Source organism: Streptomyces sp. NPDC059355 (assembly GCF_042752335.1).
In the GTDB taxonomy this organism is placed as follows: domain Bacteria; phylum Actinomycetota; class Actinomycetes; order Streptomycetales; family Streptomycetaceae; genus Streptomyces.
Map to the genome: position 1 here is coordinate 29,069 of NZ_JBHYXN010000038.1, position 24,174 is coordinate 53,242.

General features: G+C 72.4%; 20 protein-coding genes and 1 tRNA gene. 8 read left to right on the top strand and 13 right to left on the bottom strand.

Annotated features, from left to right (window positions below; all coding sequences use genetic code 11):
• Positions 1 to 148: 148 nt before the first annotated feature.
• The 8 genes from ACFXGI_RS29120 to hutU form a co-directional block, all read right to left on the bottom strand.
• The gene (locus ACFXGI_RS29120; protein WP_384712784.1) at positions 149 to 1,447 is read right to left on the bottom strand and encodes a hypothetical protein; all 1,299 of its coding nucleotides are present in this window, start codon (positions 1,445 to 1,447) and stop codon (positions 149 to 151) included.
• Between the two features lie 14 nt (positions 1,448 to 1,461).
• A complete protein-coding gene (locus ACFXGI_RS29125; protein ID WP_384712787.1) occupies positions 1,462 to 2,541 on the bottom strand; it encodes a hypothetical protein in 1,080 nt (359 codons plus the stop codon).
• Positions 2,538 to 3,593, bottom strand: coding sequence for a hypothetical protein (locus tag ACFXGI_RS29130; protein WP_384712790.1), 1,056 nt, complete (start codon positions 3,591 to 3,593; stop codon positions 2,538 to 2,540). The genes ACFXGI_RS29125 and ACFXGI_RS29130 overlap by 4 nt, the downstream gene beginning before the upstream one ends.
• Positions 3,594 to 3,610: 17 nt before the next feature.
• A complete protein-coding gene (locus ACFXGI_RS29135) occupies positions 3,611 to 4,258 on the bottom strand; it encodes an LPXTG cell wall anchor domain-containing protein (protein ID WP_384712793.1) in 648 nt (215 codons plus the stop codon).
• A gap of 113 nt (positions 4,259 to 4,371) precedes the next feature.
• A complete protein-coding gene (gene hutI, locus ACFXGI_RS29140) occupies positions 4,372 to 5,550 on the bottom strand; it encodes an imidazolonepropionase (protein WP_384712796.1) in 1,179 nt (392 codons plus the stop codon).
• A gap of 78 nt (positions 5,551 to 5,628) precedes the next feature.
• The gene (locus tag ACFXGI_RS29145) at positions 5,629 to 6,993 is read right to left on the bottom strand and encodes a formimidoylglutamate deiminase (RefSeq protein ID WP_384712893.1); all 1,365 of its coding nucleotides are present in this window, start codon (positions 6,991 to 6,993) and stop codon (positions 5,629 to 5,631) included.
• The gene (locus tag ACFXGI_RS29150; protein ID WP_384712896.1) at positions 6,984 to 8,174 is read right to left on the bottom strand and encodes an allantoate amidohydrolase; all 1,191 of its coding nucleotides are present in this window, start codon (positions 8,172 to 8,174) and stop codon (positions 6,984 to 6,986) included. Before ACFXGI_RS29150 ends, ACFXGI_RS29145 begins: the two co-directional genes overlap by 10 nt.
• 35 nt (positions 8,175 to 8,209) lie before the next feature.
• Positions 8,210 to 9,874, bottom strand: coding sequence for a urocanate hydratase (hutU, locus tag ACFXGI_RS29155; protein ID WP_384712799.1), 1,665 nt, complete (start codon positions 9,872 to 9,874; stop codon positions 8,210 to 8,212).
• A 104-nt stretch (positions 9,875 to 9,978) separates the two neighbouring features.
• Here hutU and ACFXGI_RS29160 point away from each other — a divergent pair, with 104 nt between their 5' ends.
• Entirely contained in the window at positions 9,979 to 11,340 is a 1,362-nt protein-coding gene (locus ACFXGI_RS29160) for a diaminopimelate decarboxylase (RefSeq protein WP_384712802.1), read from the top strand.
• A gap of 22 nt (positions 11,341 to 11,362) precedes the next feature.
• Here the strand turns inward: ACFXGI_RS29160 and ACFXGI_RS29165 are convergent, their stop codons facing one another.
• Positions 11,363 to 12,208 (bottom strand): MurR/RpiR family transcriptional regulator, encoded by an 846-nt coding sequence (locus ACFXGI_RS29165; protein WP_384712805.1) that lies wholly within the window; start codon positions 12,206 to 12,208, stop codon positions 11,363 to 11,365.
• A 168-nt stretch (positions 12,209 to 12,376) separates the two neighbouring features.
• Between ACFXGI_RS29165 and ACFXGI_RS29170 the strand changes: the two genes are divergently transcribed.
• Complete coding sequence (locus ACFXGI_RS29170) at positions 12,377 to 12,748, top strand: hypothetical protein (RefSeq protein WP_384712808.1); 372 nt, start codon at positions 12,377 to 12,379, stop codon at positions 12,746 to 12,748.
• Positions 12,749 to 13,051: 303 nt separating this feature from the next.
• On the opposite strand, the gene ACFXGI_RS29175 is transcribed toward ACFXGI_RS29170, so the two are convergent.
• A complete protein-coding gene (locus tag ACFXGI_RS29175; RefSeq protein WP_384712899.1) occupies positions 13,052 to 14,434 on the bottom strand; it encodes a cystathionine beta-synthase in 1,383 nt (460 codons plus the stop codon).
• A gap of 122 nt (positions 14,435 to 14,556) precedes the next feature.
• On the opposite strand from ACFXGI_RS29175, the gene ACFXGI_RS29180 reads away from it, so the two are divergent.
• The 3 genes from ACFXGI_RS29180 (at position 14,557) to ACFXGI_RS29190 (ending at position 18,255) form a co-directional block, all read left to right on the top strand.
• On the top strand, positions 14,557 to 15,630 hold the full coding sequence (locus tag ACFXGI_RS29180; protein WP_384712811.1) for an SGNH/GDSL hydrolase family protein: 1,074 nt from the start codon (positions 14,557 to 14,559) through the stop codon (positions 15,628 to 15,630).
• Between the two features lie 207 nt (positions 15,631 to 15,837).
• On the top strand, positions 15,838 to 17,058 hold the full coding sequence (locus ACFXGI_RS29185) for an acetyl-CoA C-acetyltransferase (RefSeq protein ID WP_384712814.1): 1,221 nt from the start codon (positions 15,838 to 15,840) through the stop codon (positions 17,056 to 17,058).
• Positions 17,059 to 17,445: 387 nt separating this feature from the next.
• Positions 17,446 to 18,255 (top strand): hypothetical protein, encoded by an 810-nt coding sequence (locus ACFXGI_RS29190; protein ID WP_384712817.1) that lies wholly within the window; start codon positions 17,446 to 17,448, stop codon positions 18,253 to 18,255.
• 35 nt (positions 18,256 to 18,290) lie between these two features.
• Here ACFXGI_RS29190 and ACFXGI_RS29195 read toward each other — a convergent pair whose 3' ends face one another.
• Positions 18,291 to 18,662 (bottom strand): hypothetical protein, encoded by a 372-nt coding sequence (locus tag ACFXGI_RS29195; RefSeq protein ID WP_384712820.1) that lies wholly within the window; start codon positions 18,660 to 18,662, stop codon positions 18,291 to 18,293.
• A gap of 106 nt (positions 18,663 to 18,768) precedes the next feature.
• Here ACFXGI_RS29195 and ACFXGI_RS29200 point away from each other — a divergent pair, with 106 nt between their 5' ends.
• Positions 18,769 to 18,999 (top strand): DUF4287 domain-containing protein, encoded by a 231-nt coding sequence (locus ACFXGI_RS29200; RefSeq protein ID WP_030865915.1) that lies wholly within the window; start codon positions 18,769 to 18,771, stop codon positions 18,997 to 18,999.
• A gap of 134 nt (positions 19,000 to 19,133) precedes the next feature.
• Here the strand turns inward: ACFXGI_RS29200 and ACFXGI_RS29205 are convergent, their stop codons facing one another.
• A complete protein-coding gene (locus ACFXGI_RS29205; RefSeq protein ID WP_384712823.1) occupies positions 19,134 to 19,982 on the bottom strand; it encodes a Bax inhibitor-1/YccA family protein in 849 nt (282 codons plus the stop codon).
• A gap of 258 nt (positions 19,983 to 20,240) precedes the next feature.
• Positions 20,241 to 20,320: transfer RNA gene (locus tag ACFXGI_RS29210), tRNA-Leu, on the bottom strand.
• A 452-nt stretch (positions 20,321 to 20,772) separates the two neighbouring features.
• Here ACFXGI_RS29210 and ACFXGI_RS29215 point away from each other — a divergent pair.
• Positions 20,773 to 21,537 (top strand): ABC transporter ATP-binding protein, encoded by a 765-nt coding sequence (locus ACFXGI_RS29215; protein ID WP_384712902.1) that lies wholly within the window; start codon positions 20,773 to 20,775, stop codon positions 21,535 to 21,537.
• A 53-nt stretch (positions 21,538 to 21,590) separates the two neighbouring features.
• The gene (locus ACFXGI_RS29220; protein WP_384712826.1) at positions 21,591 to 24,143 is read left to right on the top strand and encodes an ABC transporter permease; all 2,553 of its coding nucleotides are present in this window, start codon (positions 21,591 to 21,593) and stop codon (positions 24,141 to 24,143) included.
• Positions 24,144 to 24,174 lie beyond the last annotated feature (31 nt).

A 24,174-nucleotide genomic window follows, 5' to 3' on the forward strand; every position in this document is an offset into this window, starting at 1 on the left:
TTTGTCGGCGGGTACGGCTTTCTCCGCGAAGCAATAGGTGGTCCGGGTTGTTTTGGCCCGGGTCCCTCCCCCCCCCCCCTCCTCCCCCGGGGGGGCGCCGGAACCACCTCCTGGTGTGCCGGGCCGCCGTGTCGTTCCCCCATACGGGTTACCGCGTACCGCGCAGGCGGCGCCACGGGGTGAAGGTGAAGACCGCGCCGCCGAGCAGGATCACCGTGCCGGCGACCAGGGCCAGGGCTTTGATGCCGCCCTCGTCCTCAGCGCCCGTCTCGGCGAGGCCGCCCGAGGCGGAGGTGGAGCCGGTGGTGGACGGCGAGCCGGAGCCGCCCGCCTGGGCGGTGGTGTCGAGCTCCAGCGAGACGCCGCTGCTGGCCGCCTTGCAGGGCACGTTGATCGGGGTGGCCCCCGGGGCCATCGTGACGTCGATCGTCAGCTGGTCCGGGCTCAGCGTGACCTTGCCGGTCTTTCCGGGCTTGTAGGTGCCGGTCATGTCGCTGAGACTGACCGGGGCCTTGTCCGGGATCGGCTCGGCGTTGGCCGGGCCGGAGACCTTGACCATGCCGCTGTCGGCGCCGCCGAGCTTGATGTTCATCGAGGGCTTGAGAGCCCCCGCAGGCAGGGCCATCGGGCTGGCCATCGCGCCCTTGGCGGTCTTGACGGTCAGGTCGTAGCTGCCGCCGTTCTTCTTGGCGTTGATCGTGACGGGCGTCTTGATGCCGCCGGGGACGACCGGCCCGCAGTCGAAGGCGACCTCCACGGGCTTGCCGGGGAAGTCGGTCTGGCCCCCGGCGCCGCCGCTGGTGGCACCGCCGTTCGTTGCGCCGCCGCTGGTGGCACCCCCATTGGTGGCACCGCCGTTCGTGGCACCGCCGTCGGTCGCTCCGCCGTTCGTGGCGCCGCCGTTCGTCGTGCCGCCGCTGGTGCCGGCCGCCACGTCGATGGTGGCCCCGGCTCCCACGTCACCCGTGGGTGCGCACTTGGTCACGAAGGTGCCGAAGGAGAAGGTGACCGCGACGTCGTACTTCCCGGGGGTCAGCGTGATCTTGCCCGCCTTGGTGAGCTTCAGCTTCCCCTTCATCGTGGACATCTGCATGGGGGCCTTCTTGGCGATCGGCGGATTCTTCTTCTCCCCGACGACCTTCAGCTCGCCGCCCCCGCCGCCGACCGTGATCCAGCCGGTGGGCTGGACCGAGTCCTGCGGGATGTCCATCAGGTCCGTGTTGTTCGAGGCCGGCTTCACCGTCTCCCACGACACGTCGACCTCGTCACCGACCTTCGCCGAAGCCGGGGCGCTGACCTTGGCGGTGGTCTCGCCCTGGACCGGGTCGCCGCCGCCCGCCGGCGGTACGCACTTGACGTTGAACTTGGTCTCGGCCGCCTGGGCGGGAGTGGCCCCGATGGCGATGCCGGCGCCGCCGAGCAGCAGCGCGATCACGGCCGCGCTCACCCTCCGTTGGGTCTTCACAAAGGTCCCTTCGTCGTCGGACTGTTCTCAGACGGTGCGGACGCCTGTGGTGCGTGTGGTGATCTCGGCCCCGGCGCGCTGTCCGGGGTGAACCACGGCAGGACCGCCGTGGTGGCTTGGGGGGACGCCGGCGCGGCCGCCGGGCCGGACTCCTGCTCCGGGACCGGCGCCTTCGCGCCCCGGTGGCGGCCGCCGCCCGGCGCCGCCGTACGCGGCCGGACCCTGTCCACGACGGCCATGCCGATACGGAAGACCGCGGCCGGGATCACCAGCAGGAGCAGGCCCCAGAACAGCAGCACCCCGTACGGGCGGTCCACGCCCCAGGGCTGGGTCGCCACGACCGTGTCCCCGTACTTGAGGGAGACGGTGTAGTCCCCGTGCGCCCCCGCCGCGAGGCTGACGTTCAGCCGGACCTCCGCCTTGCCGCCCGGCGGGATCGTGCCCTTCCACCGGACCTCGTCCCACAGCGGCGCGAACACCCCGTGGGCGGTCCCGAGCCGGAAGACCGGATCCTTGACGGGCGCCGAGCCGAGATTGCCGACGGTGACCGTGAACTTCCGGCTGGGCGGGGCGCCGAACCAGGTCAGCACCCCGTCCCCGCCCTCCAGCCGGACCCCGGTGAGCATCGCCAGGCGCGCCGTGCCGGACTCGGCCGGCAGCTCGGCCACCGGATGGTCCGTGATCTTCAGCGGGGCGGCGACGGTGGACTGGTCCCCGTTGACGGAGGTCACGTTGACCACGCAGGGGCAGGGCTTGGGCGGTGCCGCCACGGCCAGCTGCGCGGCGAAGCGCCCGTCGTCGCCGACGGAGACCGCGGCCCCGTCGGCGTTGGCGCAGCTGTTGGTGCCGCCGATCATGTTCTGCCCGCAGACCAGCAGCATCACCAGCGTCTTGGCGCGCCAGCCGGTGCCGGTGACGGTGATCTCGGTGCCCTTCGCGGCCTCCTGGAGCGAGAGCGCCACGGCGGGCCTGCCCTCGGCGGCGACGGCCGCCGGGGCCGGGAACAGGACCAGGGCGCACCACGCCAGCCCCGTCGCGATGCAGGCCATGGCCTTGCCGCCGACCGTCGCGCTCACCTGGATGCTCCCGTCAGCTCGTGTTCCGGTGCCCGGTTCCCCGCGGGTACGGGCTCCTCGTCCGCCGCCGGCGCCGCGCCCCGGGCCCGCCTGCTGCGTACGAGGAGCAGCGCGGCCGAGACGACCCCGCCGAGGCCGAGCAGCCCGGCGCCGAGCCGGGCCGCGGTCCCCCGGGGCACGAACCACGCGGAGGCGGTGGCGGTGGCCGGGGCCGCGCCGGGGGCGGTGACCGTGAGGGTGAGGTCGACTTCGTCGAGGACCGGGGCTCCGGGCCAGGGCTCGGTCAGCGACACCCGCTGGCCGGGGAGCAGCTCCACGGGCAGGGCGCGGGCGGTGCGCCCCGGGACCTCGCCGAAGAGCCCCTCGGCGCGCAGGGCCAGATCGGGGGCGAGGGCCACGTTGCCCCGGTTGACCAGGGTGTACGCGACGATCGCGCGGGCGCCCCGGCCGCGTACGGAGACGTCCTCGACCGTGAGGGCGGCCAGCGTCGGGCCGCCGACGCGCAGGTGGACCCGTACGCCCACCTCGCGGCCGTCCGCGGCGGCGATCACGGCGGCCGGGTGGTCGCCCGGGAGGGAGCCGGGCGGCAGGGTGACGGTGAAGGGGACCACCGCGCGGGTGCGGGGCGGGACCTTCACGGTGGTGGCGGCCCCGAAGCTGAACCAGGAACCGGCGCCCGGGTCCGCGCCGCTCCGGAGGCCTGCGGCCGCGGGGTCGGCCGGGCGTACGGCGAGGGCGCCGGCGGCCGTGTTGTAGGCGTCGGCCCCGCGCAGGGTGACGGTGCGCTCCCGGTCGGAGGTGTTGGTCAGGGCCAGCCGGTCCTCCAGGACGGTTCCGGCGGGGCCCGCGAGGTAGAAGTACGGGCGCGCCGGCGCGGCGCCTGCCGCAGCGGGCTCGGCGGTCCAGCCGGCCTCGTCGGCGGTGGCCGCGGCGGTGGCGGTGGCGCCGCCCGCGGCCCCGAGCAGCAGGGCCGCGGCAAGCAGCACGGTGCACAGGCGTCGGCCGGTGGCGGAGGTGTGGGTGTGGAGCAAGGGGGTGGGGAGCACGGGCATGGCCGGGGGTGCTCCGTTCAGGACCGGGGGGCCCGCTGGCCGCGCCGGGTCAGCCAGAGCACTCCCGCGGCGCCGGTCAGCAGCACGGTGGCGCCGAGGGTGCCGAGGGCGAGGGCGGAGTCGGTGGGGCCGGTCTGCGGGAGGGTGTCCTGCGCGGCGCCCGTCACGTCCAGCTCCAGGGAGGGCTTGGGGCTGTTGCCCGGGGTGCAGGTGGTGGTGGTCCCCAGCGCCTTGATGGTGAGCACGCCCGCGGTGAAGGTGACCTTGCCGCTCTTCTTGGGGGTATAGGTGCCCGAGAGGTCGGTGATCTTGATGGGGGTGTTGGCGGGCACGGCCTCGGGGTTGGACGCTCCCGAGACCGGCACCGACGCCGTCTCGGCGCCGCCGACGAGGACGACCGCGCTCGGGCTCATGGCGCCCTTGCCGAGTTCGACGGGGCTGGACGAGACGCCCTTCTGGAAGGACATCGTCAGCTTGTACCCGTCGCCCTCCTTCACGGCCTTGATGTCGATCGGCGAGACCGCCGACTTGTCCCCGATGGGGGTCTTGCAGTCGTACGCGACGTCGACGACGTCCGCATGGGCTGCGGGGGCGGCCAGCAGGACCGCCGCTACGGCCAGCGCGGAGGCCGGCGCGAGCGCGGTGGAGCGTTTCCGGTCGGACACCTTCGTCTTCCCCTCGTGCCACAAGTTCCTGACGGGACATCAGATTGGTGGCTCAAGGTACGCCCGGGGCCCTACGGAGGGAAGACAAAGGACAGGCCGGGATTGACTGTTCGTCAGTGAGCGCGGACGCCCTTCTGCCAGACCGCCGAAACCAGCGGAACGCCAGGCCGGTAGGCCAGGTGGACGTGGCTCGGGGCTTCCAGGAGGGCCAGGTCGGCGCGGGCCCCGGGCGCGATCCGGCCGATGTCGCCGCGGCGCAGTGCGCGGGCGCCGCCGGCGGTGGCGGACCAGAGCGCCTCGTCCGGGGTCATCCCCATGTCGCGTACGGCGAGCGCGATGCAGAAGGGCATCGAGCTCGTGTACGAGGAGCCCGGGTTGCAGTCCGTGGACAGTGCCACGGTGGCGCCCGCGTCGATCAGGCGGCGGGCATCGGGCCACTGGGCGCGGGTGGAGAACTCGGCGCCCGGGAGGAGGGTGGCGACGGTGGTGTCCGCGGCCTGGACCAGGGCGTCGACGTCGGCGTCGGTGAGGTGGGTGCAGTGGTCGGCGGAGGCGGCCTCCAGCTCCACGGCGAGCTGCACGCCGGGGCCGTAGGAGAGCTGGTTGGCGTGGACGCGCGGGATCAGCCCGGCGGCGGCGCCCGCGGTGAGGATCGCGCGGGCCTGGTCTCCGTCGAAGGCGCCCTTCTCGCAGAACACGTCGACCCAGCGGGCGTACGGGGCGCAGGCCGTCAGCATCTCGCCGGTGACGAGGTCGACGTAGCCGGCCGGGTCCTCGGCGTAGTCGGGCGAGACGATGTGCGCGCCGAGGTAGGTGACCTCCTCGGTGTGCGCGGCGGCGATGCGCAGGGCGCGGGCCTCGTCGGCGACGGTGAGGCCGTAGCCGGACTTGGTCTCGAAGGTGGTGGTGCCCTGGCGGCGGGCCTCGTCGAGGTGGCGGACGAGGCCCGCTTCCAGCTCGGCGTCGGTGGCGGCCCGGGTGGCGGCGACGGTGGTGCGGATGCCGCCGGCGGAGTAGGCGCGGCCGGACATCCGGGCGTTGAACTCCTGGGTTCGGTCGCCGGCGAAGACGAGGTGCGAGTGCGAGTCGACGAAGCCGGGGATCAGGGCCCGACCCTGCGCGTCGAAGCTCTCCTCGGCGGCCGGGGCCTTGTCGGCGGGGCCGACCCACGCGACCTTGTCACCGTCGATGACGACGGCGGCGTTCTCGATCAGGCCGAGGGGGCTGCCGTCGCCGACGGACGGGTCGTTGGTGACGAGGCTGCCGATGTTGGTGACGAGGGTGGTGGTCACGGGTTCCTCTCAGAGCTTGTTTGTCCCCCACCCCGCCCCTCCCCGGAACCGGGCTGGGCGGGGCAGGGACGAGCAACGTCAGGCGCGGAGGGCCGCGATCGCTTGGGACAGGGCGGACGGGACGTCGGCGACGAGGGTGTGGGCGCCGTCGCGGACGATGTGGCGGCCGCCCACCACCGTGTGGCGGACGTCCGAGGCCGTGGCCGCGAAGACCGCCGTCTCGGCGCCGAGCCGCGGCAGCGGACCGGCCGTGCGTACGGAGTCCAGCGCGATCGTGGTGAAGTCCGCGAGCGCGCCCGCCTCCAGGCGGCCCGCGTCCGGCAGTCCCAGGGCGGCGTGGCCGTCCTGGGTGGCGGCCGTGAGCAGGGCGTTCGCCGTCCAGTGGCCCCGGGTGCGGCTGCGCAGGCGCTCGTTCAGCTCCATCGCGCGGGCCTCTTCGAGCAGGTCGATCACCGCGTGGCTGTCGCTGCCCAGGGACAGCGGACTGCCCGCGTGCTGGAGGCGGGGCGCCGGGCCGATGCCGTCCGCGAGGTCGCGTTCGGTGGTGGGGCACATGCAGGTGCCGGTGGAGGTCCCGCCCAGCAGGGCGATGTCCCCGTCCGTCAGGTGCGTGTTGTGGACACCGGTGGTGCGCGGGCCGAGCACCCCGTGGTCGGCCAGCAGCTGCGTCGGCGTGCGCCCGTGCGCGGCCTGGCAGGCCTCGTTCTCGGCGGTCTGCTCCGAGAGGTGCACGTGCAGCGGGGCCCGTCGCTCCTGCGCCCAGCGGGCGACGGTGCCCAGCTGGTTCGCCGGTACGGCGCGCACCGAGTGGATCGCCGCCCCGATCAGCGCGTGCTCGCGCGGCTTCAGGGCCGAGACCCGCTCCGCCCACGCCTCGGCCGTCCCGTCCGAGAACCGCAGCTGGTGGCGGTTGGGGGCCTCGCCGAAGCCCGACGAGAGGTACGCCGTGTCGAGCAGGGTGATCCGGATGCCCGCCGCCGCGGCCGCCTCGATCAGCGCCTCGCCCATCGCGTTGGGGTCGGCGTACGGGGCGCCGCCCGGCGCGTGGTGCACGTAGTGGAACTCGCCGACGTTGGTGATGCCGGCCAGCGCCATCTCCGCGTACACGGCCCGCGCGAGCGCGAAGTACGTGTCGGGGGTGAGGTTCTGGGCGACCTGGTACATGAACTCGCGCCAGGTCCAGAAGGTCCCGGAGCCCACCTGCACCAGCGAGCGCAGCGCCCGGTGGAAGGCGTGGGAGTGCGCGTTGGCCAGCCCGGGAACGGTCAGGCCCCGCAGCACCTCGGCGCCCGGCGGCGGGGTCTCGACCCCGGTCCGCAGGGCGGCGATCCGCCCGTCGGCGCCCCCCGCGGCGGAGCCGCTGATGGACACGGTCAGGGCCACGCCGGGCTCGACGTGCGTGCCGAGCCAGGCGTGTTCCAACCAGTACGTCTTCACCGGCAGGCCAGTCCTTCCAGTACGTCGGCCAGCGCGAGGACACCGGCCACGCAGTCGTCCTCGGGTGCGAACTCCTTCGGCGAGTGGGAGACGCCGGTCGGATTCCGTACGAACAGCATCGCGGTCGGGACGGCCGAGGAGAGAATTCCGGCGTCGTGTCCCGCCCCGGTGCCGAGGACGGGGACCGAGCCGCCGAGGATGCGGTTCATCTCGTCGCGCAGGGCGTGCTCGAACTCGACGACCGGCGTGAAGGACTCCCGTACGACGGCCAGATCGATGCCGTCCTGGTCGGCGCGCTCGCGGGCGGCCTTCTCGATGGCGGTGACCACGGTGTCCAGCGTCGCCTGGTCGGCGGCGCGGGAGTCGAGCCAGCCGCGCACCAGCGAGGGGATGGCGTTGACCCCGTTCGGCTCGACGGAGATCTTGCCGAAGGTCGCGACGGCGCCGGCGAGGGCCGCCTCCGTACGGGCGGCCAGGACGGTCGACGCGTACGTGAGCATCGGGTCGCGGCGGTCCACGAGACGGGTGGTGCCGGCGTGGTTGGCCTCGCCCCGGAAGTCGAACCGCCAGCGGCCGTGCGGCCAGATGGCGGACGCGATGCCGACGGCGTCGCCGGACAGGTCCAGGGCCCGGCCCTGCTCGACGTGGAGCTCGACGAACGCGCCGATACGGGAGAGCCGCTGCGGGTCGGCGCCGATCGCCGAGGGGTCGTACCCGGCGGCCTCCATGGCCTCGGGCAGGCTGATCCCGTCGGCGTCGCGGAGCTCGTACGCCTTCTCCTTGGTCAGCTGCCCGGCGGCGAGCCGGGAGCCGACGCAGGCGAGGCCGAAGCGGGCCCCTTCCTCGTCGCCGAAGTTGGTGATGGCCAGCGGCCTGGCGAACTCAGCGCCCCTCCTGCGGAGCTCGTCCAGGGCCGCGAAGGAGGACACCACGCCGAGGGGGCCGTCGAAGGCGCCGCCGTCGGGCACGGAGTCCAGGTGGGAGCCGGTGACGACGGCGTCACCGGCGAGGGGGTCGCCGAGCCAGGCCCACTGGTTGCCGTTGCGGTCGGTCTCGTACGCGAGACCGCGGGCCTCGGCCTGGGCCTGGAACCAGCTCCGGCAGTCGGCGTCGGCCCCGGTCCACGCGTAGCGGCGGTAGCCGCCGGATTCGGCGTTGCGGCCGATGGGGGCGAGCTCGTTCCACATGCCGTGGAACGAGGCCGCCCCGGCGGGGTTGTCGCTCACGCGTCGTCGCCCTCGCGCATGGGGACGCGGACGCCGCGCTCGTCCGCCACCGTCTCGGCGATGTCGTAGCCCGCGTCGACGTGGCGGATGACGCCCATGCCGGGGTCGTTGGTGAGCACGCGGCGGATCTTCTCGCCCGCGAGCTTGGTGCCGTCGGCGACGGTGACCTGGCCGGCGTGGATGGAGCGGCCCATGCCGACGCCGCCGCCGTGGTGGATCGAGACCCAGGAGGCACCGGAGGCGACGTTGACCATCGCGTTGAGCAGCGGCCAGTCGGCGATCGCGTCGGAGCCGTCGAGCATGGCCTCGGTCTCGCGGTACGGGGAGGCCACCGAACCGCAGTCGAGGTGGTCGCGGCCGATGGCCAGCGGGGCGGCGAGGGTGCCGTCGGCCACCATCTCGTTGAAGCGCTCGCCCGCCTTGTCGCGCTCGCCGTAGCCGAGCCAGCAGATGCGCGCCGGCAGGCCCTGGAAGTGGACTCGCTCGCCCGCCATCTTGATCCAGCGGTGGAGGGACTCGTTCTCGGGGAAGAGCTCCAGCATCGCCTTGTCGGTCTTGTGGATGTCCGAGGCCTCGCCGGACAGGGCCGCCCAGCGGAAGGGGCCCTTGCCCTCGCAGAAGAGGGGGCGGATGTACGCCGGGACGAAGCCGGGGAAGGCGAACGCGCGGTCGTAGCCGGCCAGCTGGGCCTCGCCGCGGATGGAGTTGCCGTAGTCGAAGACCTCGGCGCCCGCGTCCATGAAGCCGACCATGGCCTCGACGTGCTTCGCCATGGACTCGCGGGCGCGGGTGGTGAACCCGGCCGGGTCCTTGGCCGCGTAGGCCGCCATGTCGTCGAAGTCGACGCCGACGGGCAGGTACGCGAGCGGGTCGTGGGCGGAGGTCTGGTCCGTCACGATGTCGATCGGGGCGCCCTCGGCGAGCATCTGCGGGAGCAGCTCGGCGGCGTTGCCGAGGAGGCCGATGGAGAGCGGCTTGCGGGCGTCACGGGCCTCGACCGCCAGCTGGAGGGCGTGGCGCAGGTTGTCGGCCTTGACGTCCAGGTAGCGGTGCTCGATGCGGCGGTCGATGGCGCGCGGGTCGACGTCGATGCAGATCGCGACGCCGTCGTTCATCGTCACGGCCAGCGGCTGGGCGCCGCCCATGCCGCCGAGGCCGGCGGTGAGGGTGATGGTGCCGGCGAGGGTCCCGTCGAACTTCTTGGCGGCGACGGCCGCGAAGGTCTCGTACGTGCCCTGGAGGATGCCCTGGGTGCCGATGTAGATCCAGGAACCGGCGGTCATCTGGCCGTACATGGTCAGACCGAGGGACTCCAGGCGGCGGAACTCCTCCCAGTTGGCCCAGTCGCCGACCAGGTTGGAGTTGGCGAGCAGCACGCGCGGCGCCCACTCGTGGGTCTGCATCACGCCGACCGGGCGGCCGGACTGCACGAGCATCGTCTCGTCCTGCTTGAGGGTGCGCAGGGTGCGGACCATCGCGTCGTACGAGCGCCAGTCGCGGGCGGCCTTGCCGGTGCCTCCGTAGACGACGAGCTTGTCGGGGTGCTCGGCGACCTCGGGGTCGAGGTTGTTCTGCAGCATCCGGAGGGCGGCTTCCTGCTGCCATCCCAGGGTGCTGAGCTCGGTGCCGCGCGCAGCGCGTACGGGGCGGGGTCCTGACATGGCGGTGCCTCCTCCGATGTTGGGCAATCTATTCACATCCTGGCTCCCTGAATAGATTCAGTCAACAGCTGCGGGCCGGGCGACCGGATGATTGGCTGGCGGACATGGCTGCCGAGACGCACGCGATGGACGCTCCGGACGCGACGACACGCCGGGATCTGGCCGTACGGGCTGCGGTGGAGCAGGGCCTGGTGGGCGGGGCGGAGGGCACGCCGCCCCTGGTCTGCCTGCTGGACGTGGCCGGGATCCGCGCCTCCGCCGCCGCCCTGACCGGCGCCTTCGCGGCGGCGGTGGCGCCGGGTACGCCGGTCCTGCACGCCTTCGCGGTGAAGGCCTGCCCGCTCGTACCGGTGCTGCGGCTGCTGGCGGACCGCGGCCTGGGCTGCGAGGTGGCCGGCCCGGGCGAGCTGGCGCTGGCCCGGGCGGCGGGGGTGGTGCCGGAGCGCACGGTTCTGGACTCCCCGGCCAAGACGGTGGCCGAGCTGCGCGAGGCGCTGGCGCTCGGGATCGCGGTGAACGCGGACAACCGCCAGGAGCTGGACCGCCTGGACGCACTGGTCGCGGGCGCTCCCACGCGTTCACCGATCGGGGTCCGGATCAACCCCCAGACGGGCGCGGGCACCATCGACGCCCTGTCCACGGCGACGGCCACGTCGAAGTTCGGCATCGCGCTGCGGGACCCGGGCGCCCGCGAGTGGCTGGTGCGCGCCTACGCCGACCGCCCGTGGCTGACCCGGCTGCACATCCACTCGGGCTCCCAGGGCGTCCCCCTCTCCCTGATCGCGGAGGGGGTCCGGGACCTCCACGCCCTCGCCGAGGAGATCAACGCGGCGGCCGGACGCCGCCAGGTCGACACCCTCGACATCGGCGGGGGCCTGCCGGTGAACTTCGCCTCGGACGCCGAGGCGCCGACGTACGCGCAGTACGTGGCGGCCCTCCGGGAGGCGGTCCCGGCCCTGTTCGACGGCCGCTACGGCCTGGTGACGGAGTTCGGCAGGTCGCTGCTGGCCAAGCACGGGCTGGCACTTTCCCGGGTCGAGTACACGAAGACCACCGGGGGCCGCCGGATCGCGCTGACGCACGCGGGGGTCCAGCTGGCCACCCGTACGGTGTACGCCCCGGCGGCCTGGCCGCTGCGGATCCTGCCGTACGACGCGAAGGGCACCCCGAAGACGGGCCCGCCGGTCCCCCAGGACATCGCGGGCCCGGCCTGCTTCGCCGGCGACCTCCTGGCCACGGCCCGGGACCTCCCGGAACTGGCCCCGGGCGACCTGATCGCGGTCCCGGACACGGGCGCGTACTTCTTCACGGCCCACTACGGCTACAACAGCCTCCCCCGCCCCCCGGTCCACGGCTTCCGCACCACCCCGGCCGGCGAAACCCGCTTCACCCCGATCCGGCCGGTCCAACCCCCCGCCTCCCTGGTGGCGGAGGCGGGCGGCTGCTTCCGGGACGCGCTCCTGTGACGAAGCCCCGCTCCGCGGGCCGCTACTCCACGAACAGGCCGCGGGACGCCGCGCGGGCGTCGAAGGCCTCCAGGCGTGCCTGGGCATCGGGGAGGGCGTCGGCCATGGCCTCCAGGAGGACGCGGCCCAGCAGCATCGGCGCGCACGCCGTGTCGAAGGCCAGACCCGTGCCCACCGGCGCCGGGATCAGGAGGTCCGAGGAGCGGGCCACCGGCGCGAAGGCCGAGTCGGCGACCGTCACCACCTTGAGCCCCGCCTCCCGCGCGTGGTCCAGCGCCTCCGCCACCTCCCGCGGATACCGCGGCAGCGCGAAGCACAGCAGCGCCGAAGCACCCGCCCCCGCCGCCGCGTCGATCCGGTCGGCGAGCATCGAGCCGCCCTCGTCGAGGAGCCGTACGTCCGGATGCACCTTGGCGGCGAAGTACGCGAACCCGCGCGCCTGCGAGGACGCCGCCCGCAGCCCCAGTACGGGCAGCGGGCTGGAGGCGGCCAGCACCCGCCCGGCCTCCTCGACCGGCGAGGGGTCGGCGAGCATCGCCGACAGCTGCCGCAGGTTCTCGATCTCGCCCTGGACGGCCTGCTGGTACTCGTTGTACGCGTCGTCCTGCGCGGCCGCGGCCGCGCGCTCGGCCGGCGCCACCTCGCGCAGGTGCCGGCGCAGCGCCGGATACCCGTCGAAGCCGAGCGCCACCGCGAAACGGGTCACCGAGGGCTGGCTCACCCCGGCCAGCTCCGCGAGCTCCACGCTCGACAGGAACGGCACGTCGGCCGCCCCGCGCACCATGCAGTGGGCGATCCGGCGCTGGGTGGGTGTCAGCCGGTGCCCCTCGAAAAGCTTCTGCAGCCGCGCTGCCGGGCTGTCACTCATCCCGACCCCTCCGTCCCCGTGCCTATTCAGTCACGGAGCACTCTGCATGCGGTTATGCAGCACGGCAAGCCGCGGACCGCTCCGCGAGACGGTCGCGGGCGGGGAGGGCACGGAATACGGGGGCTAACCCCCGTGCCCCGGACCGACGGCCGTTCCTACGCTGGGCGCATGGAGTCCCAGGAGCTGAAGAAGGAACTCGACGCGACGTTGGACGCCCGGCGCGAGCTGGGGCCGGACTACGAGGCCGCGCTCGTGGACTCCTTCGTGGAGAAGGTCGACACCCAGGTCCGGCGCCGGCTGGCCGAGGAGCGGCTCGCGGCCGCCCGCGGCGGCCCCGGCCGCGGGCCGTCCCCGCTGGAGGGCGGCTTCGGCGAGCGCTTCGGCTTCGCCATCGTCACGCTGGTCCTGGCGATCCCGCTGTCTGCGATCGGTGCCGCGCAGGCGGGGCTCAGCGGCCTGCTCGTCGCGTGGGCGGGCGTACTCGGCGTGAACTTCGTCCACGCGACGAAGCGCCTGCGCCCCCGCGACCGGGCCGAGTAACACCGGACCGGAAGGAGTGTGCGCGGGGACCGCCGCACCCTCGCGTGAGCGAGGGGCGGGACGACGGCGGTCCCCGCGAAGGACACGGGCCGGGTCAGGGCCGTCCGCGTCCGTGGCGTTCACGCGGTCCGGGAGCCGCTCCGGAAGTACGCCAACGCCGTTCGGTGGTGCCGGCCGGAACGTTTGCGCTCCTGCCGACAACCACCACTGTGCCGGAGCCGTGTTAAGCCCGTGCTGCCGCCACATGACGGGCCCGTACCTTTTGTGCGACGGGCACTTCGGCCATTCCTTGCGGCAGTTCGGCTACTTCGCGCCCTTGGCGAGGAAAGCCAGCAGGTCCTGACGGCTCACCACACCGGTCGGCTTGCCCTCGACCAGCACGATCGCCGCGTCCGCCTCGCCCAGTACGGACATCAGCTCGGACACCGGCTCGCCCGAACCGACCTGCGGCAGCGGCCGGCTCATGTGCTTCTCCAGCGGGTCCGACAGCGAGGCCTGCTTCGCGAACAGCGCCGCCAGCAGCTCCTTCTCCACGACCGAGCCGATGACCTCGGCGGCCATCACGTCCGGGTGGCCGGCGCCGGGCTTGACGATCGGCATCTGCGAGACGCCGTACTCGCGCAGCACCTCGATGGCCTCGCCCACGGTCTCCTCGGGGTGCATGTGGACCAGGGAGGGGATGCCGCCCTCCTTGTCGTCCAGCACGTCGCCGATACGCGCGGCGGGGCCGGCCTCCTCCAGGAAGCCGTGTCCCGCCATCCACTCGTCGCTGAAGATCTTGCTGAGGTAGCCGCGTCCGCTGTCCGGCAGCAGGACGACGACCACGTCGTCCGGGCCGAGCCCCTCGGCGGCCTTCAGCGCCGCGACGACCGCCATGCCGCAGGAGCCGCCGACGAGCAGGCCCTCCTCTTTGGCGAGGCGGCGGGTCATCTGGAAGGAGTCCTTGTCGGACACCGCGATGATCTCGTCCGTCACGTTCGGGTCGTACGCGGTCGGCCAGAAGTCCTCGCCGACGCCCTCGACCAGGTACGGACGGCCCGAGCCGCCGGAGTAGACCGAGCCCTCGGGGTCGGCGCCGATGACCTTGACCTTGCCGCCGGACACCTCCTTGAGGTAGTTGCCCGTACCCGAAATCGTGCCGCCCGTGCCGACGCCCGCGACGAAGTGGGTGATCTTCCCGTCCGTCTGGTCCCACAGCTCGGGACCGGTGGTCTCGTAGTGCGAACGGGGGTTGTTCGGGTTGCTGTACTGGTCGGGCTTCCAGGCGCCGGGCTCGCGCGCGAGGCGGTCGGAGACGTTGTAGTACGAGTCCGGGTGCTCGGGGTCGACGGCGGTCGGGCAGACCACGACCTCGGCTCCGTACGCGCGCATCACGTTGATCTTGTCCATGGACACCTTGTCAGGGCAGACGAAGATGCACTTGTAGCCCTTCTGCTGGGCCACGATGGCGAGTCCTACACCGGTGTTGCCGCTGGTGGGCTCCACGATGGTGCCGCCGGGCTTGAGGGCACCGCTCTGCTCGGCGGCCTCGATCATCCGGACGGCGATCCGGTCCTTCACGGATCCACCGGGATTGAAGTACTCGACCTTGGCAAGGACGGTGGCCTGCAGGCCTTCGGTCACACGGTTGAGCTTCACCAGCGGGGTGTTGCCGACGAGGCTGATCATCGAGTCGTGGAATTGCACCATGTTCTCCAGGGAGGGGACTCCACGGGTTCTCCGGGAGGTCCCGCCAGACTAAGCGGAAAGGGATTGGCCGACCGGCACTACGGGGCAGGTAGGTCATCGAGACCCGACGGGAAAGGGAGGTGGCTCGAGGGGTGTCCAGAGCGAGGACGGCCCGCCGGATCGCGGCGGGCGCGGCGTACGGCGGAGGCGGGCTCGGGCTGGTCGGAGCCGCCGCCGTGGGGCTGGTGCTGGCGGAGGTGCAGTTCGCGAAGCGGACGGTGGGCACCGGGCTCGGCGATCCGCCGCGGGCGGACGGGCTGTACGGGAGCGAGTTCGCGGCGCTGGCCGCCGCCGGTCCGCAGCCGGGCCAGACCCCCCTGCGGCTCGGCATGATGGGCGACTCCACGGCGGCCGGGCTCGGCGTGCGCCGGGCCAGACAGACCCCGGCCGCGCTGCTGGCCTCGGGGCTGGCGTCGGTGGCCGAGCGGCCGGTGGAACTGCGGAACGTGGCCGTCTCCGGGGCCATGTCCGACGACCTCGACCGGCAGGCGGGGCTGCTCCTGGACGGGGAGCCGCCGCCGCCGGACGTGTGCGTGATCATGATCGGCGCGAACGACGTGACGCGGCGCATGCCGCCGACGCAGTCCGTGCGCCACCTGACCTCGGCCGTCCGGAGACTGCGGCTCGCGGGCTCCGAAGTGGTCGTCGGCACCTGCCCCGACCTGGGCACCATCGAGCCCGTGTACCAGCCGCTGCGGTGGCTGGCCCGGCGGGTCTCGCGCCAGCTGGCGGCCGCCCAGACGATAGGGGTCGTCGCCCTGGGGGCCCGTACGGTCTCCATGGGGGACCTGCTGGGTCCGGAGTTCGCGGCGAACCCGCGCGAGATGTTCGGCCCGGACTCGTACCACCCGTCGGCGGAGGGCTACGCGACGGCGGCCATGGCCGTCCTGCCCACGCTGTGCGCGGCGCTGTCGCTGTGGCCGGAGTCGGACCGGCTGGAGGTGGCGCGGAACGAGGACATGCTGCCGGTGGCCAAGGCCGCGTCGGCCGCCGCCGGGCAGGCGGGCACGGAGGTCACCCCGGCCCGCGGGCCGTGGGCCCTGCTGAAGCACCGCCGCCGCAGGCGGGTCCCGGCCGAGGACCTCACGGCTTCGGCCTCGCGGTCGGCGGGCCCGGCCCTGCCGCCCCGGGCCGACACCCCGTCGCCGAGCTGAGGCCCGGGGGGCCGGGTACGTACGGCCCCCCGCGGGCGCTCCAGGCGTCGGGGCGGGCCGAGGGGCCGGAACAGAAGCTCCGCCGGGCGCGTTGCACCGGCGGAGCGACCGGCATCACACGCCCAAGTCGGTGACCTCGACCGTACGGGCCGGTAACTTCGCTTGCGGTCCAGCAACGAGCCGCAACTCACCCCCCTTGGAGCCCCGATGCCCGAAGCAGTCATCGTTTCCGCCGCCCGCTCCCCCATCGGGCGCGCCTTCAAGGGGTCCCTCAAGGACGTGCGCCCGGACGACCTGACCGCCACGATCATCCAGGCCGCCCTCGCCAAGATCCCCGAGCTGGACCCGCGCCAGATCGACGACCTGATGCTCGGCTGCGGCCTCCCGGGCGGCGAGCAGGGCAACAACCTGGCCCGCATCGTGGCCGTGCAGATGGGCATGGACTTCCTGCCCGGCACCACGATCACCCGTTACTGCTCCTCCTCCCTGCAGACCTCCCGCATGGCGCTGCACGCCATCAAGGCGGGCGAGGGCGACGTGTTCATCTCGGCCGGTGTCGAGACGGTCTCGCGGTTCGCCAAGGGCAACTCCGACTCGTGGCCCGACACCCACAACCCGCTCTTCGCCGACGCGGAGGCCCGTACGGCCGCCGTCGCGCAGACCGAGGGCTCCTCGTGGCAGGACCCGCGCGCGGAGGGCCTCGCGCCCGACGCCTACATCTCGATGGGCCAGACCGCCGAGAACCTGGCCCGGCTCAAGGGCGTGACCCGCCAGGACATGGACGAGTTCGGCGTCCGCTCGCAGAACCTCGCCGAGGCCGCCATCAAGAACGGCTTCTGGGAGCGGGAGATCACCCCGGTCACCACCCCGGACGGCACGGTCGTCTCCACGGACGACGGCCCGCGCGCCGGCGTCACCCTGGAGGGCGTCCAGGGCCTCAAGCCCGTCTTCCGCCCCGACGGCCTGGTCACGGCCGCCAACTGCTGCCCGCTCAACGACGGCGCCGCCGCGCTGGTCATCATGAGCGACACCAAGGCGCGGGAGCTGGGCCTGACCCCGCTGGCCCGGATCGTCTCCACCGGTGTCACCGGCCTCTCCCCGGAGATCATGGGCCTCGGCCCGGTCGAGGCGTCGAAGCAGGCCCTCAAGCGCGCCGGACTGACCGTCGGCGACATCGACCTGTTCGAGATCAACGAGGCCTTCGCGGCCCAGGTCATCCCGTCGTACCGGGACCTGGAGATCCCGCTGGAGAAGCTCAACGTCAACGGCGGCGCCATCGCCGTCGGTCACCCCTTCGGGATGACCGGTGCCCGCATCACCGGCACCCTGATCAACAGCCTCCAGTTCCACGACAAGCAGTTCGGCCTCGAGACCATGTGCGTGGGCGGCGGACAGGGCATGGCGATGGTCATCGAGCGGCTGAGCTGAGCCGGAGCGGAGGGCAGGGGCCGTCGTGAGGAACGAACGGCGACACCTGCCCTCCGCGGTGGCGAAGATCGGCGCGACCGGAAGCGAGAGCGGCTCAGCCGAGGTTCACCCTCCAGGCGCCGCAAGGGATCCGCTTGATCCCTTGCGGCGTACTGACGCCGAATCTAATCCCGTCGCGGCCGACCTGTGACCGAATCTCCCCCAGGATGTGACCTTCGTCCTGGGGGTTTGGCATTTCCGCAGGTCAGGGCAGATTTGCAGGTCCTGAGTGTGACGAAAGCCCTGTCCAATTCGTGACGTAATGCACTGCACGCCATTCCCAGGTCAGGACACTCTGATGTAGGAAGTCGGGGGATCGAAACAATCGGGAGTTAGTCAGTGAGCGCCATGTCTCTTGCCCTGCTGCTGACCACGGCCGCCGCCGCGACCGTGGGCGCTGCTGCGCTGCACGCCGTACACGGCCTGCGCAAGCAGGTGACGGCCCTCCGCGGTGAGCTGGCGGCGCCCGCCCACACCCGCGGCACGACCGTCCCGCACGCCCGCAGTGCCGTGCAGTCCCCCGCCGCCGAGATACGAGCCGCCGTAGCCGAGGCCCTGGCCGAGGAGCGCGAGCGCGAGCTCGCCGAGGCGCGGGCCTTCTGGGCCGCGCAGGAGGCCCGTGACGCGGCCGACGCCCCCTCGCTGCTGGGCGGCCTGCCCGGCCTCGGCGAGGACGGCCCGGCCGTCTTCCTGCCCCGCCAGGCCGACCTGGTGGGCCTGGAGCCGCTCCTCGGCGACGAAGCCGCCGACGACTACCCCGAGGACTCGGCCGAGCTGGCCGCCGCCCGCCGGCGCCACCCCTCGCACCCCGACTTCGTACCGGTCCAGGCCCCGGCCCCCGGCGCCGACCACGAGCGCACCGTCTCGCGCCTGGAGGAGCTCGCGGAGGCCCGTACGGCCCTCGCGGACGTCCGCCCGGGCCCGCTGGGCACGCTCGACGTGTACGTCTTCACCGACGGCACCACGCTCTGCATGACCCCGGGCCACCGGGAGACGGCGGAGCGCCTCGCCGAGGCACTGCGCTCGGGCACCGCGCCGGTCCTGCTGGGCGGCTCCGGCATCTCGGGGGCCTACGCGCTGACCTTCTCCTGCGGTGACGCCCAGGACCCGGACAGCAACGTCTACATCCTCGCGGACCGCGTCATCGCGTCGCTCTGATCCACGGCGCCACCGCGATCACGGCTCCGCCCTGATCAGCGTGTCGCTCCGGCTTCCGCCTGCTCCACCAGCCGTACGGCCTCGTCCAGCATCTCGGACGGGGCCTTCGCTGTTTCCGGGGGCCCCAGCGGTCCTTCGGCGGCGGCGCGCAGCGCCTCCGCGAGGTCCAGTCCGGCCACCGCCACCTGATCCCCGACCACGAACACGCCCGCGTCGGGCATCTCCCGCGCCGGAGCCGCCCCCGCGTCCCGCCGCGGCGCCTCCAGCGCCTGGGCCCGTACGGAGAGCTCGCGGGCCAGCTCCAGCGCCTCGGCGGCGGCCCCCCGCCGGAGGCGGCTCTGCGGCATGGCCCGCAGCCGGTCGGCGAAACGTTCCACGGCGGCGGTCAGGGGCGAAGTATCAAGCACCCGGCCGACCTTACGCGCCGCGGCGGCGCCATTGCCAACGGGCGAACTCTCCGGCACGGTGGCGTGAAGAGAACAGCACAGCACGGCGATACCTCCGGAGGCGCCCATGTCCGTAGAGTTCTCCGAGCAGACCCACCGCAACATGATCGACAGAATCCCCCTGACCACCGGTCGTGAAGTGTCCGACTGGCTCCGCGCCGTGGACGACGGCCCCTCCCTCGTCCGGTTCGAGGAAAAGGTCAGCTGGCTGCGCGGCGCGCACGAACTCTCGTACGGCCAGGCCAAGGCGATCATCCACGAGTACGACCTGCGCAGGGCGGCCCGCAAATTCGGCTGATCCCTCCGCCGACCCGATCCCCCGACCCTCCGTCCCCGACCCCGTACCGACTCCGAGACGCGGGAAGGCCCCGCGAGCGGTGAGCTCGCGGGGCCTTCCCCTGTCCGTCCGCGCAGGCGCGACGGCCGGTGCGACTAGTCGTCGCCGGAGAGGATCTGGAACAGGCGCAGCAGCTCCAGGTAGATCCACACCAGGGTCAGCGTGAGGCCGAAGGCCGCCAGCCAGGCCTCGTCGCGCGGGGCGCCGTAGGTGATGCCGTCCTCGACCTGCTTGAAGTCCAGGGCGAGGAAGCAGGCGCCGAGGACGACGCCGACGATGCCGAACAGGATGCCGAGGCCGCCGCTGCGGAAGCCGAGGCCGTCACCGCCCGCGAAGACCGAGAACAGCAGGTTCGCGACCATGAGCAGCATGAAGCCCATGGCGGCCGCCATCACGAAGCCGTAGAAACGGCGGGTGACGCGGATCCAGCGCATCTTGTACGCGAACAGCACGGAGGCGAAGACGCACATCGTGCCGAGCACGGCCTGGATGACCACGCCGGCACCGAAGTAGGTGCTGGTGGCCGCGCTGAGGACGCCGAGGAAGAAGCCCTCGAAGGCCGCGTAGGCGAGGATGATCGGCGGCGAGGCCTTGCGCTTGAAGGACTGGACGAGCCCGAGGACCATCGCGACGAGCGCGGCGCCGACGGCGATGCCGTACGACTTGTTGACGTTCGCCGGGTCGACCGGCATGGCGATCCACGCGATCGTCGCCGTGAGGATGACCGTGCCGAGCGTCATGGCCGTACGGCTGACGACGTCGTCCATGGTCATCACGTCGGCGCGGGCGGGCGCCTGCGGCATGCCGGTGGTCGTGTCTGCGGCGTAGGGATTCGTCGCGTACGGGTTGGTCCCGGCCTGCTGGTGCTGCGCGTCAAAGCCTGCGTAGCCACCGTTGTCGCGGCTGAACCCCCGTCGCGAGAAGACCGGGTTACTGCTCCTCATCTCACTCCTCCGTGGCCACCGTGCGCGGCCTTGCAACAAGAGTAATGCGTTAGCAAAAATCTGACCCTACTGCTCAGGGAGGATCTTTGCCTCATGACCCGCTGCCGCATTTATGCAGACGGCACGACAGATTTCCAATGATTTCCGCACATCGGGCCCGTCGGAGCCGGAGGCCGCCCCCGGGGGGAACAGGACGGCGGGGGTGCCCCTGGGGCGCCCCCGCCGTTCGTGTGTTCCGGTGCGTGCGGAACGTTCTCGTGCCCGGAGCCGGACTTGAACCGGCACGGCCTAAGCCAGCGAGGTTTAAGCTCGCCGTGTCTGCATTCCACCATCCGGGCGGGGTCTCGCGGCTCCCGCACAAAAGCACTGAACGCTGTGCCGAGCCTATCCGGATCATCGTGGTCGGCAGCGGGCCATCTATCCGATGTTGTCTGATTTTATTGGCGCTTGAGGGGCCGTCAGGCGCCAGAACACGCGGTGGGCCCGTTACGGACGGCGATCACCCGCGATACGGGATTGACGGGATTTCGACGGCCTTCGCCACCCGCGCGCCACCCCGGGCCACCCCTGCCGCCGGAAGCCGTCCCGAAGCCGCCCCCTGACACCGCCCCGGGGCCGCCGTCATACCAGAGGAGGAGGCGGCCCGCCCCGTGATCAGACTCCAGTGGGCCAGGGAACGGGCACCCCGGCTGATCCCCTGCGGGGGTGCGCGCGGCGACGATGGGAGCGTCCCGCCGATCCGCAGACCGCACCCCGGTCCGCAGCCCGAGGAGTCGCTTCCGTGACCACCATGAACCACGCCCCGCACACCACCCAGGCCGTGGCCGCCCGGGCCACCGGCCTCTCCAAGGTGTACGGCCAGGGCGAGACCCAGGTGGTCGCCCTCGACAACGTCTCCGTGGACTTCGGCCAGGGCCGGTTCACCGCGATCATGGGCCCCTCGGGTTCCGGCAAGTCCACCCTGATGCACTGCGTCGCCGGTCTGGACACCTTCTCCGCAGGCTCCGTCCGCATCGGCGAGACCGAGCTCTCCACCCTCAAGGACAAGCAGCTGACCCAGCTGCGCCGCGACAAGATCGGCTTCATCTTCCAGGCGTTCAACCTGCTGCCGACGCTGACGGCGCTGGAGAACATCACCCTGCCGATGGACATCGCGGGCCGCAAGCCCGACCGGCAGTGGCTGGACAACGTCATCGAGATGGTCGGCCTCTCCGACCGCCTCGGCCACCGCCCCACCCAGCTCTCCGGCGGCCAGCAGCAGCGCGTTGCCGTCGCCCGCGCCCTGGCCTCCCGCCCCGAGATCATCTTCGGTGACGAGCCCACCGGAAACCTGGACTCCCGCTCCGGCGCCGAGGTCCTCGGCTTCCTGCGCAACTCCGTCCGCGAGCTCGGCCAGACCGTCGTCATGGTCACCCACGACCCGGTCGCCGCCTCCTACGCGGACCGCGTCATCTTCCTCGCCGACGGCCGCATAGTCGACGAGATGCACGGCCCCACCGCCGACGGGGTGCTCGACCGCATGAAGGCCTTCGACGCCAAGGGCCGCACCAGCTGAGGGACGTTCCCTCCCCGTCCCCGCTGACCCCTTACCACCTGGACTCCTCCACCATGTTCCGTACCGCGCTGCGCAACGTGCTCGCGCACAAGGCCAGGCTGCTGATGACGGTGCTCGCCGTCGTCCTCGGCGTCGCCTTCGTCTCCGGCACCCTCGTTTTCACCGACACCCTCAGCAAGGCCCTCTCCAGCCAGTCCGCCAAGAGCTACGACGGCGTCGCCGTCTCCGTGACCTCGTACGGCCAGGGCCGGGCCGATGACGGCCAGCGCGAGGGCGAGGTCGGCCTCAGCCAGCAGACCCTCGACAAGGTCAAGGCCGTCAAGGGCGTCGACTCCGTCTCCGGCCGCGTCTCCGGCTTCGCCGGCGTCGGTGACGAGAAGGGCGAGCTGATCGGCTCCGGCTGGTCCAACAAGGGCTCCAACTACGCCCCTGTCAAGGACGGCAAGGACCCGCGCTACACCTTCACCGAGGGCACCGGCCCGGCCAAGGCCGACCAGGTCGCCCTCGACAAGGCGACCGCCGCCACCGGCAAGTACAAGGTCGGCGACAAGGTCCGCGTCGCCACCAACGGCCCGGTGAAGGAGTACATCCTCTCCGGCGTCTTCACCACCGAGGACGGCGCGGTCAGCGCCGGCGGCAGCCTGGTCCTCTTCGACACCCCCGTCGCCCAGGAGCTGTACCTCAAGCCCGGCTACTACGAGGAACTGTCCGTCGCCGCCAAGGCCGGAACCTCCGCCGACCAGCTGCTGACCGACATCAAGCCGCTGCTGGACTCCAAGCACACCAAGGCCCAGACCGGCACCGCCCTCGCCGCCGAGCAGGCGAAGGACGTCGAGCGGGGCATGACCAACATGAACCAGATGCTGCTCGCGTTCGCCGGCATCGCGCTCTTCGTCGGCATCTTCCTGATCTACAACACCTTCACCATGCTGGTCACCCAGCGCACCAAGGAACTGGCCCTGCTGCGCGCCGTCGGCGCCAACCGCGGCCAGGTCATGCGCTCGGTCCTCACCGAGGCACTGGTCGTCGGCGTCGTCTCCGCCGTCGTCGGCCTGGTCACCGGCACCGGCCTGGCGGTCGCCATGCGCTCCGCGATCGAGGCCTTCGGCGCCAAGCTCCCGGCGGGCGACCTCGTGATCGCCCCGGGCACCGTCATCGCGGCCGTGGTCATCGGCGTCCTCGTCACCACCCTCGCCGCCCTCCTGCCCGCCTGGCGCACCGGCCGGATCGCCCCGGTCGCCGCCATGGGCAGCGCCCACCTCCCGGCCACCGCGAAGTCCCTGGTCGTACGGAACGTGCTTGGCTCGGTCATCAGCCTCGGCGGCATCGGCCTGGTCCTGCTCGGCGTGTCCATGGGCGGTGAGAACGGCCGCCTGACCCTCGGCGCCGGCGCGTTCTTCATGCTCATCGGCCTGATCGTGGTGCTGCCGCTGCTCTCCAAGCCGGTCATCGGGGCCGTGCGCCCCGCGCTGGAGAAGGTCTTCGGCATCCCCGGCAAGCTGGCCGCGCAGAACGCCGTGCGCAACCCGCGCCGCACCGCCGTCACCGCCGCCTCCCTGTCGATCGGCCTGACCCTGGTCACCACCCTGTCGGTGCTCGGCATCACCATGGGCACGGCCGTCGACAAGATGAGCACGGACAAGCTGAAGGCCGACTACAAGGTCTCCATGGCCGCCGAGGGCATGAGCCTGGACAAGTCGGTCGCCGAGACGCTGGCCAAGGCCCCCGGCATCAAGGCGGTCTCCCCCCAGGCCGACGGCTACCTGAGGATCGGCGGCCAGTTCCGCTCCGCCTCCGGCGTCACTCCCTCTGCCATCGGCCAGATGCTGAACATCGACACCCTCAGCGGCTCGATGGACAGCCTCGCCAAGGGCGAGGTGGCCGTCGCCGAGACGACCGCGAAGAAGCAGAACCTCTCCGTCGGGTCCGCGCTCGAAGTCCAGTACGACGACGGCCAGAAGGGCACGCTCAAGGTCGGCGCCGTCTACAAGGACCTCGAGGGCCTGCTCTCCCCGTACGTGCTCGACAACAAGATCCTCAGCTCGCACAGCGAGGAGCAGTACATCCGCGAGGTGTACGTCAACACCACCGACGGCGCCTCGAAGGCCGCGCAGCAGACGGTCGTCGACGCCCTGGGCAAGAACCCGGCGATCAAGGTCGCCACCCAGGAGGACATGCGCAACGAGATGGGCGGCATCATCAACACGATGCTGAACATCATGTACGGGCTGCTCGGCATGGCCCTGATCATCTCGGTGCTCGGCGTGGTCAACACCCTGGCGATGTCCGTCTTCGAGCGGACCCAGGAGATCGGCATGCTGCGGGCGATCGGCCTCGACCGCAGCCGGGTCAAGAACATGATCCGCCTGGAAGCCGTGGTCATCTCGCTCTTCGGCGCGGTGCTCGGTGTCGGGATCGGCATCTTCCTCGCCTGGGCGGTGGGCACCACCATCGCCAAGGGGGTCCCGAACTACGCCCTGGTCCTCCCGTGGGACCGGATCGGCATCTTCCTCCTGCTCGCCGGCGTGGTCGGCGTCCTGGCGGCCATGTGGCCCGCCCGCAGCGCGGCCCGGCTGAACATGCTCACCGCCATCAAGACCGAGTAGGCGCCGCGTTTCACGGCAGGGACACGGAAGG